Annotated in this window: 16 protein-coding genes; 13 read left to right on the forward strand and 3 right to left on the reverse strand. The window is 50.8% G+C overall.

What is annotated here, in order from left to right; all coding sequences use genetic code 11:
• Window position 1 precedes the first annotated feature (1 nt).
• The 11 genes from plsX to leuS all read left to right on the forward strand — a co-directional run bounded on the left by plsX (window position 2) and on the right by leuS (window position 12,449).
• Entirely contained in the window at window positions 2–1,033 is a 1,032-nt protein-coding gene (gene plsX / locus ACSVDI_RS07545) for a phosphate acyltransferase PlsX (RefSeq protein ID WP_457941861.1), read from the forward strand.
• A 65-nt stretch (window positions 1,034–1,098) separates the two neighbouring features.
• The gene (gene rnc / locus ACSVDI_RS07550) at window positions 1,099–1,773 is read left to right on the forward strand and encodes a ribonuclease III (protein WP_457941863.1); all 675 of its coding nucleotides are present in this window, start codon (window positions 1,099–1,101) and stop codon (window positions 1,771–1,773) included.
• A complete protein-coding gene (locus tag ACSVDI_RS07555) occupies window positions 1,770–2,777 on the forward strand; it encodes an elongator complex protein 3 (RefSeq protein WP_457941864.1) in 1,008 nt (335 codons plus the stop codon). Before rnc ends, ACSVDI_RS07555 begins: the two co-directional genes overlap by 4 nt.
• Before the next feature lie 87 nt (window positions 2,778–2,864).
• Window positions 2,865–6,443, forward strand: coding sequence for a chromosome segregation protein SMC (smc, locus tag ACSVDI_RS07560; protein ID WP_457941866.1), 3,579 nt, complete (start codon window positions 2,865–2,867; stop codon window positions 6,441–6,443).
• 60 nt (window positions 6,444–6,503) lie between these two features.
• Window positions 6,504–7,415 (forward strand): signal recognition particle-docking protein FtsY, encoded by a 912-nt coding sequence (ftsY, locus tag ACSVDI_RS07565; RefSeq protein WP_457941867.1) that lies wholly within the window; start codon window positions 6,504–6,506, stop codon window positions 7,413–7,415.
• Between the two features lie 18 nt (window positions 7,416–7,433).
• Complete coding sequence (locus ACSVDI_RS07570) at window positions 7,434–8,024, forward strand: XTP/dITP diphosphatase (protein WP_457941868.1); 591 nt, start codon at window positions 7,434–7,436, stop codon at window positions 8,022–8,024.
• A complete protein-coding gene (locus ACSVDI_RS07575; protein WP_457941870.1) occupies window positions 8,018–8,323 on the forward strand; it encodes a YhbY family RNA-binding protein in 306 nt (101 codons plus the stop codon). Before ACSVDI_RS07570 ends, ACSVDI_RS07575 begins: the two co-directional genes overlap by 7 nt.
• Before the next feature lie 109 nt (window positions 8,324–8,432).
• The gene (gene nadD, locus ACSVDI_RS07580; RefSeq protein ID WP_457941872.1) at window positions 8,433–9,032 is read left to right on the forward strand and encodes a nicotinate (nicotinamide) nucleotide adenylyltransferase; all 600 of its coding nucleotides are present in this window, start codon (window positions 8,433–8,435) and stop codon (window positions 9,030–9,032) included.
• A 5-nt stretch (window positions 9,033–9,037) separates the two neighbouring features.
• The gene (gene yqeK / locus ACSVDI_RS07585; protein WP_457941873.1) at window positions 9,038–9,610 is read left to right on the forward strand and encodes a bis(5'-nucleosyl)-tetraphosphatase (symmetrical) YqeK; all 573 of its coding nucleotides are present in this window, start codon (window positions 9,038–9,040) and stop codon (window positions 9,608–9,610) included.
• A gap of 32 nt (window positions 9,611–9,642) precedes the next feature.
• Window positions 9,643–9,993: a ribosome silencing factor gene (gene rsfS / locus ACSVDI_RS07590; protein ID WP_457941875.1), complete on the forward strand. Its 351-nt coding sequence runs from the start codon at window positions 9,643–9,645 to the stop codon at window positions 9,991–9,993.
• Between the two features lie 47 nt (window positions 9,994–10,040).
• On the forward strand, window positions 10,041–12,449 hold the full coding sequence (gene leuS / locus ACSVDI_RS07595) for a leucine--tRNA ligase (protein ID WP_457941877.1): 2,409 nt from the start codon (window positions 10,041–10,043) through the stop codon (window positions 12,447–12,449).
• 55 nt (window positions 12,450–12,504) lie between these two features.
• Here the strand turns inward: leuS and ACSVDI_RS07600 are convergent, their stop codons facing one another.
• Both ACSVDI_RS07600 and ACSVDI_RS07605 read right to left on the reverse strand, forming a co-directional pair.
• Complete coding sequence (locus tag ACSVDI_RS07600) at window positions 12,505–12,789, reverse strand: DUF1294 domain-containing protein (protein ID WP_457941878.1); 285 nt, start codon at window positions 12,787–12,789, stop codon at window positions 12,505–12,507.
• Window positions 12,790–12,800: 11 nt separating this feature from the next.
• Window positions 12,801–13,178, reverse strand: coding sequence for a zinc ribbon domain-containing protein (locus tag ACSVDI_RS07605; protein WP_457941879.1), 378 nt, complete (start codon window positions 13,176–13,178; stop codon window positions 12,801–12,803).
• Window positions 13,179–13,347: 169 nt separating this feature from the next.
• Here ACSVDI_RS07605 and ACSVDI_RS07610 point away from each other — a divergent pair, with 169 nt between their 5' ends.
• Window positions 13,348–14,652, forward strand: a complete 1,305-nt coding sequence (locus ACSVDI_RS07610; protein ID WP_457941881.1) for a glycoside hydrolase family 10 protein — start codon at window positions 13,348–13,350, stop codon at window positions 14,650–14,652.
• Window positions 14,653–14,733: 81 nt separating this feature from the next.
• Here the strand turns inward: ACSVDI_RS07610 and mtaB are convergent, their stop codons facing one another.
• Window positions 14,734–16,023 carry a tRNA (N(6)-L-threonylcarbamoyladenosine(37)-C(2))-methylthiotransferase MtaB gene (gene mtaB / locus ACSVDI_RS07615; RefSeq protein WP_457941883.1) on the reverse strand — a complete coding sequence of 430 codons (1,290 nt, stop codon included), beginning with the start codon at window positions 16,021–16,023 and terminating at the stop codon, window positions 14,734–14,736.
• 132 nt (window positions 16,024–16,155) lie between these two features.
• On the opposite strand from mtaB, the gene ACSVDI_RS07620 reads away from it, so the two are divergent.
• Window positions 16,156–16,392, forward strand: coding sequence for an HPr family phosphocarrier protein (locus tag ACSVDI_RS07620; RefSeq protein WP_457941885.1), 237 nt, complete (start codon window positions 16,156–16,158; stop codon window positions 16,390–16,392).
• Window positions 16,393–16,438: the final 46 nt, after the last annotated feature.

Raw genomic sequence — 16,438 nt, forward strand, 5'->3', positions numbered from 1 at the left:
AATGAAAATCATAGTAGATGCTTTCGGCGGCGATAATGCACCGCTGGAAATTCTGAAAGGTTGCGCCATGGCGGTGGAAGGGCTTGACCTGGACTTTTTGCTGACCGGGCGGGAGGAAGAGATTCGCCGTGTCGCACGGGAAAATGATATTTCCCTGAACCGAATGGAAATCATCGACACACCCGATGTAATTACAATGGAAGACCATGCCGGCGAAGTGATGAAGTCAAAATCAAACAGTTCCATGGCAGAAGGCCTGCGCAGGCTTGCTGCGGGGGAAGGTGACGCCTTTCTTTCCGCAGGGAACAGCGGCGCGCTGGTCGTCGGTTCCACCTTAATTGTCAAACGGATTAAGGGCATCAGCAGGATCGCGTTTGCCCCGGTTATGCCGAAGGACAAGGGTTGCTTTATGCTGATCGACAGCGGTGCCAATGTGGACTGCAAACCGGAAATGCTTCGTCAGTTCGGCGTTATGGGTTCCATCTATATGCAGAAGGTAATGAAAATTTCAAATCCCCGCGTGGCCCTTGCCAATATCGGCACGGAGGATCATAAGGGCGGGGAACTTCAGCATCAGGCCTTTGCCATGCTGAAACAATCCAATGTGAATTTTATTGGAAATATCGAAGCGCGCGACATTCCTTTTGATGCCGGCGACGTAATTGTTGCGGACGGCTTTACCGGCAATGTAATTTTAAAGCTTTACGAAGGCGTTGCCATGATGCTGATGGGCAAGCTGAAAAACATTTTTACCGCTCGAACTTTAAACAAGCTGGCCGCAGCCATAGTTTACCGCGACCTTGGCGGATTAAAGAAAACAATGGATTACAACGAATACGGCGGCGCCCCGCTGATGGGCTGCGCGAAACCGGTTTTCAAGGCGCATGGCAGTGCGAAAGCGAAAACTTTTTATAACGCGCTTCGCTTGACGAAAGAATATGTTTTGGGCGATGTGGTAACGGAAATCGCCAAATCGGTAGAGGAATATAAAAAGAACTGGAAACCCGAAGGGGCAGAAGACTCCGAGGAATGACCGGGAATTCCCTGATTGCCAAGACCGGCCACTCTTCCGGCTGAAAGAAAAGGATGGTCCTGTTTATGAATGAACTGGAAGAAAAGATTGGGTATCACTTTAAAAATAAGGCGTTGCTGAAAAACGCACTGACCCACTCTTCTTATGCGAATGAAACAAAATGCCCCGGCGGCAGCAACGAACGGCTTGAATTTCTGGGCGATTCCGTGTTGGGTTTTGTTGTTGCGGATTATTTGTTCCGCCATTTTCCTGACCTTCCGGAGGGCGACCTGACCAAAAAGCGCGCTTCATTGGTTTGTGAAAAGGCCTGCTGCGGTTTTTCCAAACAGCTGGAGGTAGGAAAATTTCTGCTGTTGAGCCATGGCGAGCAAAATTCAGGCGGCCGAACCCGCTCCTCCATTCTTGCGGATGCTTTTGAATCCATTACGGCGGCAATCTATTTGGACGGCGGCATGGAGGAAGCGCGCAAATTTATCCTTCGTTTTGTGCTTCCTCAGCTGCAGACCGCTAAGCCGAAAACCTTTAAGGATTATAAAACTGCTCTGCAGGAAATTATTCAGCAGAATCCGGAAGAACGCCTGGAATACGTTCTAACCGGGGAAAGCGGCCCGGACCACGACAAGCACTTTACGGTGGAGGTCCACTTGAACAGCAACGTCATTGGAAAAGGCGGCGGCCGCAGCAAGAAAGAAGCGGAGCAGCAAGCCGCGCGGGAAGCACTGGAGCTGATGGGCTATTGAAGCACGCGAACGTCGCGCTTTTTGTTCCCCATAACGGGTGCCCGCATCAGTGCAGCTTCTGCAATCAGCGCAGCATTACCGGCCAAGCGGTCCAGCCCAGTCCGCAGGATGTGCATCGAGCCGTACATACGGCGATCCAGAGCCTGGGGGAAGAAACGAAAAATGCGGAAATCGCATTTTTCGGCGGCAGCTTTACCGCGATTGAACGGTCGTACATGATTTCGCTGTTGGAAGCGGCGTATCCTTATGTAAAGGATGGCACCTTTTCCGGAATTCGAATTTCCACCCGCCCGGACGCGATTAATGGGGAAATTCTCAGCCTGCTGAAGCAATACGGCGTGACCACGATCGAGCTTGGCGCGCAGAGCATGGATGACCGCGTGCTGGAGCAGAACAGGCGCGGGCATACCGCGCGGCAGGTGGAACAGGCCTCCGAACAGATTCGGGCGTTTGGGTTTACGCTCGGTTTACAGATGATGACCGGGCTTTTCGGCGACACCATACCGGGGGCTTATGCAACGGCAGCAAAAATCGCCGCTCTAAAGCCGCAGTGCGTGCGCATTTATCCCACCATTATTATGCGTGGGACCGAACTGGGAGAAAAATATCTTGCGGGTGTTTACCGGACCTTTTCACTGGAGGATACGGTAACGCTGTGCGCGAATTTGCTGGATTTTTTTGAGGAACGGGGCATCGCGGTCATCCGGCTTGGTCTTCACAGTTCGCCGGAACTGGAGCGCGACATGCTTTCAGGCCCGTGGCACCCGGCGTTCCGCCAGCTTTGCGAAAGCCGCAGGATGCTAAACAGAATAACGGATTACCTGCAAACCAACTGTATTCCGAAAGGAAAAATTATAATCTGCGTGAATCCCCGCTGCCTTTCCACGGCCATTGGCAACCAGAAAAGCAATCTAAAGCTGCTGGCGCAGATGGGGTTTCAGGCAACGGTAAAACCGGATGTTTCCTGTCTTAATTCGGATTTTTCAATTTTTGAGATACGCTGATTTTGTTGCCGGGCGGTGATTCAGGGCTGTAAAGAACGGTCCGAATTGCTTTCATCAGCGTTTACCTTGCGCAAAGGGGATGAAAACATGCTGCTGAAATCACTTGAAATTCAGGGTTTTAAAACCTTTCCCGATAAAACTATACTTACTTTCGACCGTGGAATTACGGCGGTGGTCGGCCCAAATGGAAGCGGAAAAAGCAATATCAGCGACGCGGTTCGCTGGGTTTTGGGCGAACAGTCCACCCGCACGCTGCGCTGCACCAAAATGGAAGACGTTATCTTCAACGGCACGCCCACCCGCAAAGCGCTGGGGTACGCAGAGGTAACGCTGAATATCGACAATTCTTCACGCGCTCTGCCCTTTGATAACGACAGCATAGCCGTTACGCGCCGATATTACCGTTCCGGGGAAAGCGAATACCTAATTAACAAGGTTTCCGTCCGGCTGAAGGATATTAACGAACTGTTTATGGATACCGGCCTTGGCCGGGACGGCTATTCTATTATTGGTCAGGGTAAAATCGACAGTATCGTTGCTGCCCGCTCGGAAGACCGCCGTGAAATTTTTGAGGAGGCGGCGGGAATTTCCCGTTTCCGCTACCGCAAAGAGGAATCGGAACGCCGGCTGGGTCAGGCGGAGGAAAACCTGCTTCGTCTGCGCGACATCGTTTCCGAACTGGAGGGGCGCATCGGACCGCTGAAGGAGCAGTCCGAAAAGGCGCAGAAATACCTGGAATACGCACAGGAAAAGCGTTCGGTGGAAATTGGCCTGTGGCTGAATACGCTGGAAGAATCCGGCCGTACCCTGCGTGAATACGATGATAAAATCACGTTGGCCCGTACACAGCATGAGGCTGCGGAGCTGGAACTGCAGGAGATCGACGCGCAGATTGAAGACAATTTCAGCCAGTCCAACGCCTGCGGGGCAAAAGCGGACGAAATCCGTCAGCAGGCTGCAGGCCTGGAGGAAGCTGCCGCCAAAAAAGACAGCGAAGCGCTGGTTTTGCAGAACGATATCCTCCATAACAAAGAAAATATTAACCGCATCCGCCGTGAAATAGAGCAGAGCGCGCAGTCCGGCCAGGATATGGACCGCCAGATTGAAGAAAAGAATCGGCAGATTGCGGAAAAGAACGATTACATAAAGCGAAAGCAAAAGGAGTCGGATGCGCTGAATATTCGGATGGAGCAAATCCGCCGCACCATGAGCGAATCCGACGCCGGAATTGACCAATACACACAGAAAATCAATACACTAAACGGGCAGGCAACGGATGCTAAACTGGCAGAAATGACCTCTTCATCCGCCATTTCCGAAATCAGCCTGCGTCTGACCTCCGTGGAAAAATCTATTCAGATCAAACAGACGCAGCTGCAGGAACTGCAGAAGGCCGCGGAAGACTATGCCAAAATGCTGGCCGATACCGACGAGCGCATTACCGCCCTCAACAACGCAGTCAAGGGCTATGAAATGCGCCTGACCTCCCGCCGCCAGCACATGGAGGCGGCAAAGCAGCAAAACGAAAAACTTCGGCTGGACGCGCAGGAATGTGCCCGCCGCGCTCATCTTTTAGAGGAACTGGAACGCAATCTGGAGGGCTTCTCGCAAAGCGTAAAAACCGTGATGAAGGAAGCCGGAAGGGGTAACCTCAGTGGAATCCATGGCCCGGTTTCGCGCATTCTCAAGGTTCCAAGCAAATACGCCGTTGCCATTGAAACCGCGCTCGGTGCCGCCATGCAGAATATCGTGGTGGAAAATGAGCAGGACGCGAAGCGTGCCATCCAGCTGTTAAAACAAAAGGACTCCGGCCGCGCAACCTTTCTGCCGGTTTCCACCATCAAAGGAAGCGTCTTACAGGAACAAGGGCTGGAAAACTGCCCAGGGTTTGTGGGAATTGCGGGCCGCCTTTGTTCCTGCGAACCGAAATATAACGGAATTTTGAACTCCCTGCTCGGCCGCATTGCCGTGGCGGAGGATTTGGACAGCGCGGTGGCCATCGCGCGCCGTTACAGCTACCGGTTCCGCATTGTTACGCTGGACGGCCAGGTGGTTAATGCGGGCGGCTCCCTGACGGGTGGTTCGCTTGCGCGAAACTCCGGTCTGCTCAGCCGTGCTTCAGAAATTGAGCGCCTCAAAGCGCAGGCGCAGGAGCTTGGCGCAAAAGCGGAGCAGTCCGCCGCCGCGCTGAAAGCGGCAACCGAAGAGGTCTCCGCTGCTGAAGCGGCGCTGACGGCGTCTAAGGCAGAGCTTTCTTCCGCACAGGAGGAACGCTACAAAATCAACACCGAGCATCAGCGCGCCCTTGCGGACGCGTTAACGGTGGATCGCGACCAAAAAGCCCTTGTGGAAGAGCAAAGCACCGCTTCTGCCCGTTTGGAGGAGCAGAAGCGAATTCAGGCCGAGGCGCGTGAAAAATCCCGCCGAGTAACCGAACAAATCGTCGCGCTGCAAGCAGAACTGAATCAAATCAGCGGGAACCGGAGCGAGCAGAACCGCAAATGCGAGGAAATTACCGCACAGCTGCAGGAAATCCGGATAGCGTGCCTGACTGCCCAGAAAGATATTGAATCCCAGAATGCGGCTATTGCGGAAATTGAACGCCGCAAGCTGGAGCATGTCGACCGGATGGAATCCCAGGAGCAGGAAATCAAAGCACTCGAAGAATCCAGCGCTTCGCTTTCCGTTCAGATCGACGAACTGAAAAAGCAGGCGGAAGCCCTGCGTGCGCAGGCGGAGCAGTCCAAAGGGCAAATCGAAGCGCTTCAAGCCAAGCGTCTGGAATACGAGCGCCTTTCCACCGAACTGCGCGCGAAGGAACGTGACAAGTCGGCGGAAAAGGAAACCATCGGTCATGAACTGGCGCGTCTGGAAGAACGCAAGGCCGGGCTTCAGAAAGAATACGATGAAATTATCAGTCGTTTGTGGGAAGAATATGAGCTGACCCGCCGTGAGGCGGAAGAATCCGTGGCGAAAGTCGAGGATGCCGCCAAAGCGCAGAAACGCCTGAACGAACTCAAAAATCGAATCAAGGAACTCGGCGCGGTCAATCTAGCCGCGGTCGAGGAATATAAAGAAGTATCCGAACGCTACGAATTTATGTCCACGCAGGTTGCCGATGTGGAAAAGAGCCGCGACGAGCTGAAAAAACTGATCGGCGAACTGACTACCCAGATGAAGGACCTGTTTACCGTACGTTTTCAGCAGATTGCGGGGCACTTCAAACAGACCTTCCGCGAACTGTTTGGAGGCGGCGACGCGGAGCTGTCGCTCAGTGATCCGGAAGATCTTCTGAACTGCGGCATTGAAATTGCGGTTCAGCCGCCGGGCAAAATTGTTGCGCATCTGGAGTCGCTTTCCGGCGGCGAAAAAGCACTGGTTGCCATCGCTCTGTATTTTGCCATAATGAAGGTCAATCCTCCGCCGTTCTGTGTGCTGGATGAAATTGAGGCCGCTCTGGATGATGTGAACGTTGACCGTTTTGCCGCGTACCTGCGCCGGATGAACGAGAACACGCAGTTTATCGTGATTACCCACCGCCGCGGCAGTATGGAGGAAGCCGACGTGCTGTACGGCGTTACCATGCAGGACGAGGGCGTTTCCAAGCTGTTGGAGCTCCGAGTTTCGGAAATTGAATCGGCTTTGGGAATGAAAGAAGAAATATGATATCATGATATTGTAATAATATAGTAGAATGATATTGTGAAGATAAAAGGAGGCTGCCGAATGGGTTTCTTTTCAAAAATAAAGGAAGGCCTGAAAAAAACAAGGGACAGCATGAGCAAACAAGTAGAAATTATGCTGAATTCCTTTACCAAAATTGACGAATCCCTTTTTGAAGAACTGGAAGAGCTGTTGGTCATGGGGGATGTTGGCGTCCACACAGCAGAACATATCTGCAACACGCTGCGCAAACAGGTGAAAGAGCAGGGTGTGACCGACCCGAACAAGATTTACGACATGATTCGGGAAATCGTTACGGATATGATGCGCGGCGGCGAAGAGCTGAACATTAGCACAAAGCCTTCCGTGATTCTTGTCATTGGGGTGAACGGTGTTGGAAAGACAACCACAATCGGAAAAATTGCCTCCCGTCTAATCAAGGAAGAAAAGAAAAAAGTAATTCTGGGAGCGGCGGATACCTTCCGTGCGGCTGCCATTGAGCAGCTGGAAGTTTGGGCGGAACGCTCCGGCGCCGATTTGGTGAAACAGGCGGAAGGCAGCGACCCTGCCTCCGTTGTATTTGATTCCATCGCCGCCGCTAAGGCGCGCAGTGCGGATGTTGTTATTTGCGACACCGCCGGCCGCCTGCACAATAAAAAGCATCTGATGGATGAGCTGTCGAAAATTAACCGCGTTATTGACCGCGAATTGCCTGGGGCGGACAAAGAAGTGCTGCTTGTTCTGGATGCCACCACAGGGCAGAATGCTGTAAATCAGGCGCGCGAATTCAAAAATGCCGCTAATATTACCGGAATTGTGCTGACCAAGCTAGATGGAACAGCGCGTGGCGGCGTGGTTCTCGCTATCCGTGAAGAACTGGATCTCCCCGTAAAATTTATCGGCGTGGGCGAACAGGTGGACGATTTACAGCCGTTCCACGCGGAGGAATTTGCGGCGGCATTGTTTGAACGGTAAGAGAGGAACCATAAAATTATGGCTACATTTGTAATTGCGACTCATAATGTGGGCAAACTGAAAGAATTGGAACGGATTCTTGCTCCGCTTCATATCCGTGCTGTTACCGCGGATTTGGAGGAAGTGGAAGAAACCGGAACTACCTTTGAAGAAAACGCGTTTTTAAAAGCGGATGCCGCTTGCCGCCAGACCGGTATGCCCGCCGTTGCGGATGATTCGGGGCTGATGGTGGACGTCTTAAATGGGGAACCGGGCATTTATTCCGCGCGGTACGCCGGGGAAAATGCGACCGACGCGGACCGCATTCAAAAGCTGTTGGATCATTTAAAAGGCGTGCCGCGTGAGCGGCGTACAGCCAAGTTTGTCTGTGCGATTTGCTGCGTGTTCCCAAACGGTGAGAAAATCACCGTGCGAGGAGAATGCCCCGGCATTATTGCGGATGCGCCGCAGGGAACGGGCGGCTTCGGCTATGACCCCATATTTTTGGTCAATGGGAAATCATTTGGCGAGCTAGACCCCATCGAAAAGGATAAAATCAGCCACCGCGGCATCGCGCTCCGGCAGCTGGCCAAAGAATTAGAAAAAATGAAGGAGAACTTTTCATGCTGACAAGCAAACAGCGCGCTTATCTGCGCTCCCTTGCAAACGACATCGACACCATTGTAATGATCGGGAAATCCGGCATCGGTCCGGAGCTGATCCATCAGGCGGACGACGCGCTCACCGCGCGGGAGCTGATTAAGGCCAAGGTACTGGAAACTTCCCCGGTAAAAGCCAAGGAGGCGGCACAGCAGGTTGCGGAGCAGACGCAGTCCGAAGTGGTGCAGGTCATCGGTTCCAAATTCGTTCTTTACCGTAAAAATACAAAAGAACCGAAAATAACTCTTCCATTCGCGCCGAAAAAGTAATATGATATAAATTACTATAACGTTTTTACTTCCGGAAAGACGGATTTTGGTAAAAACGTACTTGTCAGCGTGATTTGAAATATGAAGCGACATTTGTTTAGGAAAGAAAATGCAGAAAATAGCTGTTTACGGCGGAACGTTTAATCCAATTCACAATGGGCATATTCATGTGGCAAAGCAGTTTGCTCGGCTGCTTGGGGTGGAGCACGTTCTGCTGATTCCCACAATGGTACCGCCTCATAAAGAGGCACCCGACCTGGCCCCCGCCGACGACCGGCTCGCTATGTGCCGGCTTGCCGAGCCGCAAACATTGTTTCAGGTCAGCGATCTGGAGCTTCGTCGTGAAGGCCCAAGCTATACCGCTGATACGCTGAAGGAGCTGAAACAGCTTTACCCGAACTCGGAGCTTTATCTTCTAATGGGTGAGGATATGTTCCTGACCGTTCAGAATTGGTGGCATCCGGAGGTTTTGTACGCGCTTTCCACTCTTTGTGCCGCGCCTCGCAGCGCGAGCGGCACGAAAAACCTGATGGAACACGCCAAACTGCTGGAGCGCAGCGGAGCAAGGTCCTATATTGCAGACATTGAATATCTGCCGGTTTCTTCTACCATGGTGCGCAGTGCGGTGAAGCATGGTCAACGAATCTCCGAACTCGTGCCTTCCCCGGTAGAACGCTATATTTATGAACATCATTTATATTTGGAGTGACTGTAATGAAGGATTTGGAAACCTATAAAAGCATTATACGGCCGTTTTTGGGGGAGAAACGGTTTTATCATTCGGTATGTGTCAGTGAAGCCGCTGTAGAGCTCGCCAAAAAATACGGCGCAAACGAAGAAAAGGCGGCAGTTGCCGGAATCCTGCACGATATTATGAAGGATACTCCGTCGGATGAACAGCTGAAAATGATGACGCGTTACGATATTATCCTAAGCGATGTGGAGCGCAGGACCCCGAAGCTTTGGCATGCCATACTGGGTGAAGCATATTTGGAACAAGAACTGAAAATTTCGGACCACGATATTCTGGATGCCGTACGGTATCATACCACCGCACGTGCCAACATGTCTTTGTTGGAAAAAGTCCTGTTTATCGCCGACTTTATTTCCGCTGACCGGGACTATACCGGAGTGGAAAATATGCGCCGTGCCGCGAAGGTCAGTCTGGAGGAGGCCATGGTGGAAGGCCTTACCTTTAACATTAAGGACCTTGCCTCCGGCTACAAGCCAATACATCCCGACACCATTTCCGCCTATAATCAGGTGGTTGTGATGTATAAATCCTAATTTTGATTTAATATTTTGAAAGGTTGTTGAGAATGGAACCATTGGAACTTGCCACCGCAGCAGCTGAAATACTGGATAACAAAAAAGCAATTGATTTAAAAGTAATTGGAATTAAGGATATTTCCGTTTTGGCGGATTATTTTGTCATTGCGACTGGTACCAGCAATACTCATGTAAAATCATTGGCTGATGAAGTTGAATTTAAGCTGAAAGAGCGGAATGTTACCCCGCAGCATACGGAGGGATATCATTCCAATTCCTGGGTTGTTTTGGATTACGGCAACGTGATTGTTCATGTGTTTACTCCCGAGTCCAGGCAGTTCTATGATCTTGACCGTCTGTGGCAGGATGGCGAGACTGTTGCGATTCCGGGTATTGAATAAAAACCGGAGACCGGTTCGAACTTTTTATGTACAGGAGCGAAGGATAAATGAAATACGACCATAAGCAGATTGAAAAAAAGTGGCAGGACAAATGGGAAGAGACCGGCGTTTTTCACGCTTCGAACTCTTCGGATAAACCGAAATACTACACCCTGATTGAATTTCCGTATCCATCCGGGCAGGGGCTGCACGTCGGTCACCCGCGCTCCTATACCGCCCTTGATATTGTGGCGCGTAAACGCCGCCTGCAGGGCTACAATGTGTTGTATCCAATCGGATGGGACGCATTTGGCCTGCCGACCGAAAACTTTGCGATTAAGAATCATGTGCATCCGGCGGAAGTAACAAAAAAGAACATTGCCCGCTTTAAAAGCCAGCTTCGGTCTTTGGGCATTTCCTTTGACTGGTCGCGCGAAATCAACACCACCGACCCGGAATACTACAAATGGACCCAGTGGATTTTTCTGCAGCTCTTTAAGCATGGGCTTGCCTATAAAAAGGAAATGTCCGTCAACTGGTGTACTTCCTGCAAATGCGTTCTGGCCAATGAAGAAGTGGTCAACGGCGTCTGCGAACGCTGCGGCAGCGAAGTCATTCACCGCGTAAAATCCCAGTGGATGCTGAAAATCACCGAGTACGCCCAGCGCTTGATAGACGACCTGGAACTTGTGGATTATCCGGAACGCGTAAAAGCGCAGCAGATTAACTGGATTGGTCGTTCCACCGGTGCGGAAGTGGATTTTTCCACAACGGCAGGCGATAAGCTGACCATTTATACCACCCGGCCGGATACCCTTTACGGCGCAACCTATATGGTGGTTTCCCCGGAACATCCGGTAATTGAAAAATGGGCGGACAGGCTGAAAAATATAGATGAAATTCGCGCGTATCAGGCGGAAGCCGCGAAAAAGTCCGACTTTGAGCGTACCGAGGTCGCCAAAGAGAAAACCGGCGTGCGGTTGGATGGCGTTTCTGCGATTAATCCTGTCACCGGCAAAGAAATTCCGATTTTTATTTCGGATTATGTTCTGGTTTCGTACGGAACTGGCGCGATTATGGCGGTTCCCGCGCACGATACGCGCGACTGGGAATTCGCGAAGAAATTCGATCTTCCCATTATTGAAGTCGTCAAGGGCGGCGATGTACAGAACGAGCCTTTTACAGACTGCGCGACCGGAGTCATGGTGAACTCCGGAATTCTGGACGGCCTGACCGTTGAGCAGGCCAAGAAAAAGATTATCGAGTACTTAACGGAAAAGGGAATCGGACATGCCAAGGTGAACTTTAAGCTGCGCGACTGGGTATTCTCCCGCCAGCGCTACTGGGGCGAACCAATTCCGATTGTCCATTGCGAGAAATGCGGTTATGTTCCGGTGCCGGAAAGTGAGCTTCCGCTTCGTCTGCCGGATGTAAAATCTTATGAACCGACGGATAACGGCGAATCTCCGCTTGCCCACATGACGGACTGGGTGGAAACCACCTGCCCGCACTGCGGCGGCAAAGCCAGACGCGAAACGGATACTATGCCTCAGTGGGCAGGTTCCTCCTGGTACTTCTTGCGCTATATGGATCCGCACAATTCTAACGCGTTTGCCAGCAAGGAAGCACTCAAATACTGGGGTGAAGTTGACTGGTACAACGGCGGCATGGAGCACACCACGCTGCACCTTTTGTACAGCCGCTTCTGGCATAAATTCCTGTATGACATTGGTGAAGTTCCTACGCCGGAGCCGTACGCAAAGCGTACCAGCCACGGTATGATTTTGGGCGAGAACGGCGAAAAGATGAGCAAGTCGCGCGGAAACGTCGTAAATCCAGATGAAATTGTGGACGAGTATGGCGCGGATACCATGCGTCTGTATGAAATGTTCATCGGTGATTTTGAAAAGTCCGCTCCATGGAGTGCTGCGGGCATTAAGGGCTGCCGCCGCTTTGTCGAGCGCTACTGGAATTTGCAGAACAATATCAGCGAGGAGACTGGTATCCGGAAAAGTTTGGAGACCTCTTTCCATAAAACAATCAAAAAAGTCGGCGAGGATATTGAAAATCTGAAATACAACACCGCAATCGCGGCACTTATGGCGCTGATGAACGACTTGGCCGACGCGGGTTCCATCACGCGTGACGAGTTGAAGATCTACACTATTCTGCTCAATCCGTTTGCTCCGCACGTTACCGAAGAAGTTTGGGAAGCGCAAAAACTTGGGGAAGGCATGGTTTGCCAGCAACAGTGGCCTTCCTACGAGGAATCTAAGTGTATGGAAGATACGATTGAAATTGCGGTACAGGTCAATGGCAAGGTGCGTGCACGCCTAAGCGTTGCAGCGGATGTGACCAAAGATGATGCCCTTGCTGCCGCAAAAGCAGAGGACAAGGTTTCTGCGGAAATCAGCGGAAAGAAGATTCTGAAAGAAATTTATGTTCCCGGCAAACTGGTAAATATTGTGGCGAAGTAAAGAAGAAATACAAATCAAAAGGAGCCGCCCGGCCGAGCCGGACAGCTCCTTTCTGCTATGCATAATATTTGAAGTAAAGAAAAGAACCGCAAAGTACAATCTGAAAAAAGAGGATGAGCGGAATTCCAATCATAAACTTTTTACGCTGGGTTTTGTGTCGGATTTTTTTCATGGTGATCAGCATGGCGGGGGAGCCCCCCAGAGCAGACAAAAGCAAAAGGTCGTTTTCCGGAATCCTCCATCGGTGCCGTGCCGCACGCCGTTTGTCGGAAATGGTTGCCGCCATTGCAATGAAATTAATAATAATCAGCCAGCCAATGAAATATATATAATCAGGCATGTCTTTCTTCCTTAATTCAGTTTGGTGCCGCAGTTGGAGCAGAAGTGGGCATTTGGGTCCACAGCGGTATGGCAGTTCGGGCATGTTTTGCCATAAGCGTTGTTAAAATTCCGTAAAGCATACATTTGGGACGGGTTGATTTCCGCACCGGGGTCGCGTGCTATCCGGCGGCCCTCTTCCCGGGAAAGCTCATATACCGTCCCGCATTGTGGGCAGGTCACGAAATAGCGCTTTCCAAAGCGAAACAAGGGAATAAAAAACAGCGTGAATACCTGATAGGAACAGGTAACTGCTGCCATTGCGCCGTAGCGATTGCAGCATGGAAAAAAGGTGCATTTTCGCAGGCCGATGTTTTCGGACCCGCTGTCGATTCCAACAATAAAAAACATGGAAACACCCCCATAGCTTTAATGAATGCATATTACCGAATGAGCTTTTACAATACTTTATTTTCTGTAATCCAATACTTCGTATTTAGCGTCGTCTTACCTCCCGTGTCGATCCGAACGACGGACCGGTCTGACCGAAAATAAACGGATTTTGAAAGGAAGGATTTTTATGGTCGTAAAGATATTCAACCGCCACAGTATCTTAGTGTGTGTCTGTATCCTTGCAGCGGTGATTGCCGTTACTATGGCTGTGAATGTCAGTCTCCATCCGAAAGAGAACAGCCCTGCCGTTCCGACGAATCTGGCGGCAGGATCTACCTCGCCGGTCAGTCCGTCCAATTCCGTTTCCGCTGCCGCTGCCACAGCTTCCGTCAGTACTGTTAACGGGGAGATGCGCGCGGTGTGGGTGCCGTATATGAGCCTTAATATGAGCAAGGAAAACGATAAAAGTGAAGCTGCCTTCCGAAAGAAATTTTCAGGTATTGTCACCGGCGCCAAACAATGCGGAATGAACACTCTGATTGTTCAGGTTCGTCCTTTTGGTGACGCATTGTATCCATCCGCTTATTTCCCGTGGAGCAACGTGGTGGGGGGCACACAGGGGGTCAATCCGGGTTATGACCCGCTGAAGGTTATGGTAGAGTTAACCCATCAGGCGGGGATGAGTATTCATGCGTGGATTAATCCAATGCGGATTCAAATCTCCGGTTCTCCTTCCATTTTGGCAGAAAATAATCCCTACACGGTATGGTCAAAGGATGCTTCCAAAGCCGGCTGGGTAGTCGACACAGGCAGTGGGAAATACTATAACCCCGCGTATCCTCAGGTGCGCAAACTGATTGCGGACGGTGCGCAGGAAGTCGCAAAAAATTACGAAGTAGACGGAATTCAGTTCGACGATTATTTTTATCCCACGCAGGATGCTTCCTTCGATAAAGCAGCTTACGACAGCTACTGTACGGAAGCCGCTAAAACCGGTACGCCGCTTTCCCTTGCGGACTGGCGGTGTGCAAATATCAACGCGATGGTTTCGCAGGTTTACCGGCAAATCAAGGCCGTAAAACCCAATCTGGCGTTTGGAATCGCGCCGCAGGGGAATGTGCAGAACGACTTGAAAATGGGCGCTGATGTTAAAGTGTGGTGCTCTGCCCAAGGGTATGTGGATTATATTTGCCCGGAGCTCTATGTGAATTTTGACAATCCGGTTCTTCCGTTCGATACCGCGGCGGAAAGCTGGAGAAAAATGGTGACCAACAAAAATGTCAAACTATACCTTGGCCTTGCGGTTTATAAAGCTGGTTCCGATGCGGACAGCGGCACCTGGAAAAAATCTACCAATATCCTGGCAAAGCAGGTGGAACTGGGCCGAAAAACCACCTGCGACGGTTTTATGTTTTATTCATGGGAATATCTGAACAGCAGTCAAACCAAAGATGAGGTTCAGAATGTGATTAAAACGCTGAATGGAACATAACAGCTTTTCCGCTGAATCCGATCGTTCCGGTGTACATATCGCCCGACAAATGGGGCGCAGACTTCCGTCTGCGCTCTTTTATTACGCTGGTTCGCCGGTGCAGAAATCTTTTTCCGCTGTGCTGATTTTGACCGGAAGAATCAATCCGCTCAAGCTTTTTTCACTGTTTATTCGGACAGGCGTATAGTTTTCTGTATAACCTTCAAAAACGCCCGGTTCCACTTCCTGTTCAAACAGAACCGGTTCCGTGCGGCCGATCTGCTGGCGGAAAAACGCTTCTTTGGTCCGTAAAGTCGCTTCAATCATGCGGTGGCTGCGTTGTTCTTTGACTTTCTGCATTACCTGCTCCGGCGCATCATATGCCTTTGTACCGGGTCTGCGCGAATAGGCGAAAACGTGAACCTTTGCAAACGCGATTTCTTCGGCGAATGCAAGTGATTTTTGAAACTCTTCTTCGGTTTCCCCGGGAAAGCCAACCATAATATCCGTAGTGATTGCGGCGTTGTCAAACACAGCGCGAAGATTTCGCACGATGGTGCGGTATTCGTCCGCTGTGTAGTGGCGGTTCATGCGGCGGAGCGTTTCGTCGCAACCACTTTGCAGGGAGAGATGAAACTGCGGGCAGAGCTTTTTCTGACGGTGCATTCGGGCGATTACCTCTTCGCTGAGCTGCTCTGGTTCCAAGGAACCGAGCCGAACGCGCTCGATTCCGTCCGGTTCGCAGGCGGCTTCAATCGCGTCGCAAAGGGTAAGCCCCAGTTCCTGGCCATAAGCAGGCAGGTTAATGCCGGTCAGCACCACTTCCCGGTATCCGTTCGCGGCAATCTGCGCGATTTCCCGCTTCAGGTCCTCCAGCGGCTTGGAACGCACCCGGCCGCGCGCATAGGGAATAATGCAATAAGAACAAAAACGGTTGCACCCGTCTTCAATTTTTAAAAACGCCCTGGTCCGTTCGTGAAAACGGTTTACACTCATCGGTTCAAATCCGTCTGCTTTTCCATGGGGAACAATATCAATAATTCGGTGATGCGAGGAAAGGTATTGAAGAATGTCAGGCAGAAGGGAGGCACGGTTCGAGTTGCCCAGAACAATATCGGCGTCGGTCAAGCCTTCCGCCAGCTCGGGGAAAGCCTGCGGCATGCAGCCGGTCAATACGAGGATGGCGTCTGGGTTCTGGTGGCGTGCACGGTGCAGCGTCTGTCGCACTTTATGGTCGCTGACCGATGTTACAGTACAGGAGTTTACAATTACAATATCGCTCCCGGAGCTACCCTCGTTTGCGGTGAAGCCAGCATCCAACAGCTGGTTCAACATGGCCTGGGATTCGTATTGGTTTACTTTGCAGCCGAGCGTAATAATAGAAACTTTCATATTGTATCCTTTCAATAAAAATACATATTTTAATTGTGTATTAGGCATGATGTATAGTGAAAATGAATATTGACCATTTTCGCAACGTGCGATATTATTGAAGAATACAGCGAAATATGGAGGTACATTCAAATGTATACAACATCAATCATGTTATCCAGTATTGAAGCGGTCAAAAAGTTTGTCACCCTGACTAACAGTTACGAATTTCCGATCAATCTTACTACTGATAAATATAAAATTGACGCGAAATCCATCATGGGTGTATTTAGCCTGGATTTGTCCAAGCCAGTGGACATTGAATTTGAGAGCGAAAGCGAAAAGGCAGACGATTTTATCAAACAGTTGGAACAGTTTAAAGTAAAATAATAAACATACACATTTTTGAATGTATTGCCCGGCTGAGCCGGGCTTT

It is taken from the genome of Caproiciproducens sp. LBM24188 (assembly GCF_054130445.1).